A 615-nucleotide genomic window follows, 5' to 3' on the forward strand; every position below is an offset into this window, starting at 1 on the left:
CCCCCGCCCCGTCCCCCGACGCCGAGATGACCCAGGTGGTCCGTCCGTGAACAAGCCCCTGCGCCGGGTCGCGATCTTCTGCGGCCTGCTGGTCCTCGCGCTGCTGCTGCGGGACAACTGGATCCAGTACGTCCGCGCCGACGAGCTGAACGCCCATCCGACGAACAAGCGCGTGATGATCGAGCGGTACGCCAACAAGCGCGGCAACATCATCGTGGACGGCAAGCCGATCACCGGCTCCGTCGACTCCGGCGACACGTTCTACCGGTTCAAGCGGACCTACACCGACGGCCCGATGTGGGCGCCCGTCACCGGCTACGCCTCCCAGGCCTACGACGCCAACCAGATCGAGAAGATCGAGGACGGCATCCTCACCGGCAACGACGACCGGCTCTTCTTCGACCGCACCATGGCGATGTTCACGGGCGAGAAGAAGAAGGGCGGCGACGTCGTCACCACCCTGAGCGGCGCCGCCCAGAAGGCCGCGTTCAAGGGCCTCGGCGACAAGACGGGCGCCGTCGTCGCCCTGGAGCCGTCCACCGGCAAGATCCTCGCGATGGCGTCCACCCCCTCGTACGACCCCTCCTCCTTCGCCGGCTACTCCGGCGACGACGA

Annotated in this window: 1 protein-coding gene; it reads left to right on the forward strand. The window is 68.1% G+C overall.

The window, feature by feature from the left end; genetic code table 11:
- Positions 1 to 46: 46 nt before the first annotated feature.
- On the forward strand, positions 47 to 615 hold a 569-nt coding region (locus tag EAO71_RS37230), incomplete at its 3' end, for a penicillin-binding transpeptidase domain-containing protein (RefSeq protein WP_261992539.1).

The sequence above is a fragment of the Streptomyces sp. MS191 genome, assembly GCF_008042125.1.
Taxonomy (GTDB): Bacteria; Actinomycetota; Actinomycetes; order Streptomycetales; family Streptomycetaceae; genus Streptomyces.